The organism is Pontibacterium sp., assembly GCF_041587635.1.
Classification (GTDB): Bacteria; Pseudomonadota; Gammaproteobacteria; order Pseudomonadales; family Balneatricaceae; genus Pontibacterium.
Genome location: NZ_JBFGYC010000507.1, coordinates 1 through 2,898, shown reverse-complemented (window position 1 = coordinate 2,898; position 2,898 = coordinate 1). Strand labels below are relative to the sequence as shown.

Sequence of the window (2,898 nt, the reverse complement as noted above, 5' to 3'; positions counted from 1 at the left end):
CCGATCAATCATTGCCCGGCTCGCGTCATACAGATGCCATTTCCCTTGACCCTGCTGTTTTGCGGTATACATGGCCATATCGGCGGCGGCCAACAGGTCTTCATCTCGAGTACCGTGATCCGGGTACAATGCTCCGCCCAGGCTGCAACTGAAGTGCTGGATCGATCCATTGGACATGCGCAATTGGGTATCCAGTAGAGTGGACAGTTTTGCCATCACCGCGCGGGCCGTTGTGGCGGACGCACGGGGTAACAGGATAACAAACTCATCACCGCCCAAGCGTGCAACAACATCCGAATCGCGGGTGTGTTGTTCAAGCAGCTGTGCGATATAGATCAATACGGAGTCACCAACATTGTGACCGGCTGTATCGTTGATGTACTTAAAACGATCGGCATCGATAAACAGAAGGGCGCCACGACTGCCGCGCTCCAACAAACGACTCAGGTGTTTTTGGAAACTGTGTCGGTTTTGCAAACCTGTGAGCGTGTCATGGGTTGCCAGCCAGGAGAGTTTGTTTTCGGCTTCCACACGTTTGGTCAGGTCCATGCCTACGGAAAGGATGGATGGTTTTCCTGCTTCACTTTCGACCAGTGAGTGCAACCATGTGACATAACGTAATCCACCATCACGGTCTTTGAGCTGCGCTTCGTGTTGGTAGCGCGGTGGGTCGATATTGTCCAAATCCTGTAATCGTTCTAACCAGGCTTCAGGCATGGTATCGGTCACGTGTAATGACTGAAAATCAGGCAGGGGGGCATCTATTTCGCCGGGATCGCCGATGACTTCACGCCCCCAGCGGTTCATTAGTTCGATCTCTCCATCACGAGACTGTGTCAGAATAATCAATGGCGCCGTATCCAGCAGGCGTGATACAAACTGGCGAGCCCGGGTTTGCTCAATCATCTGGGTATGTAGCTCGCGTGTATGATCCGCAACCCTTTGGTTCAGTGCTTCCAGCTCATCACATACTTTTAGCGTGGTGCCTTCAAGAACGTCTAACTCATCAGCAAACCAGCGACGATTGCGTGGCGAAATATGTTTGCGAGCCTGTCCAAATTCGTTTCCTGCCAGCAGTGGTAGGGCGCGGGTAATTCGTGCCAGTTGCCGTGTTGGTTTCAGTATCAGCATAAATAAAAGTAATTCAGCCAAGACCCATCCGAGCACACCGACAGTGATGCCCCTATTAATGGTACTTTCTAGTAGGTGACGGTTTTCAGTTATGTTTTGCAGGGAAATAAAACGAGGTTGAGCATTGATCGTTTCAACACCACCGGTTAGCAATACATGCATTCGATAGTGAACATTCTCGTCAGACTGAAACACGCTATCATCCGGTGCAGGAAGATCCGTTTGAATGGCCTTTAACATATCCGCCTGAGTCTCGAAGTTACTCAATGCCCATGTATGTAGCCCCCAATTCGGCATCATGCGGGCGTCAGTAGAAGAGGCTATGTCTGACACGGGAATAAGAACGCCTAAATCCACGCCCAGCAGATGTTGAAACGACACCACAATTTCTGAGATGTTGCACCCGATGACGATAGCACCCCGAACTCCACGACTGGTAATGAACGGCTCGACAACGTAGTAAGTGCACTGAGATGTGCAACTCATAAAATATCGCGGAGCGACATCTTCCGCGGCCATTCGGGCTATATCGCGTACCTGTTCAATCTCCTGAGCATTTATTTGGTCTTGGTGATGCAATCCGCCAAGCTGAGTACCCTGTTCGTCAAACAGGTAGAGATAATTAAGATTAAGGTTGAGCGCCAGATTGAGCCAGTGGGGATGTAATGCTGATTGAAGTCCTTCGCTGTTATGCTCCAGTATTGACTCTGATACATTTGCCAAGTTGGGTAGCAATTGCGCTAACTGGATCTGCTGATCACGCAACTCTCTTAAAAGGGAATCGAGCACCTGGTCTTGTTGCAGGACTGACCTTTCTGTATTGCGACCGGCTTCCTGGAGCAAGGTATGGGTGTAAAGCGAGACCATCGATACACTGATGGCAATTAGCACCATACTGAGGAATAGAAGCGCTTTCCATCGGATACTGAATTGAGCCTGCAGCATCATTTTTCCCCTTTCATAGCTCAGAAGCTATAAACCAATTGCAGCGCGTAGGTTTCCCAATCACGCTCTGTGTTTGTGCCTACCGGGTTATCTGTGCCGGATAACCACGCAGTACCGTGGGTATTATGGTATTCGCCACGTACAATCCAATTGGGAGCAAAGTCCCAACGCACACCTAGCATCCAGCTTTTACCAAAACCAACATGTGCAGGATCAAATTTCTTATCACCGTCGCGATCTTTGTCATTCACAATCTGCTCACCGTAACGTACAGAAAACGTGAGATCAGGGTGATAGCGATAGTCCGCCTGCGCGTAGTAGCTTTCACCTTTGGCACGAAAGTCTTCGAACCCCGGCCCGAAGCCTTTGACGTTATTTATCATCAACAAGTATTCGGCCGTAAAGGTCCAGTATTCGGTGTTGTACTGGCCAGAGTAGACCAGCATATCTGAAATCACATGACCACCCAGAAGAGGGTCAAAGCCAACCAACGGCAAATAGTCCAGGCTTGGGCGACTGTAACTTAAGCCGAGCCGGACGCCACTTCCCAACGATTCATACAACACCTGCGCACCTTGAATCGAGGCATCATCAAATCGACCGGGTAGGGCCTGCTTAAAGACGTAATATTCCATCTCCTGCTCACCTAGATCACTTTCACCGGCATAAATCTCAATATTCAGATCGCCCCATGAGCGGCTTATGTTGCTGTAAAGGCTGATACCGTCAGTGGACACCAGCGCATTGCGAAACTGTTCAAAATAAACACTGGCCGGTGCAAATATTCCGTTGCGAGCCGAAGGCGCGTCGCGAGTCTGGTTG

Annotated in this window: 2 protein-coding genes; both read right to left on the bottom strand. The window is 50.0% G+C overall.

What is annotated here, in order from left to right:
• A partial coding sequence (locus ABYW01_RS18180) for a diguanylate cyclase domain-containing protein (protein WP_372835560.1) occupies positions 1 to 2,079 on the bottom strand: 2,079 nt, incomplete at its 3' end.
• 17 nt (positions 2,080 to 2,096) lie between these two features.
• A partial coding sequence (locus ABYW01_RS18175) for a hypothetical protein (RefSeq protein ID WP_372835558.1) occupies positions 2,097 to 2,898 on the bottom strand: 802 nt, incomplete at its 5' end.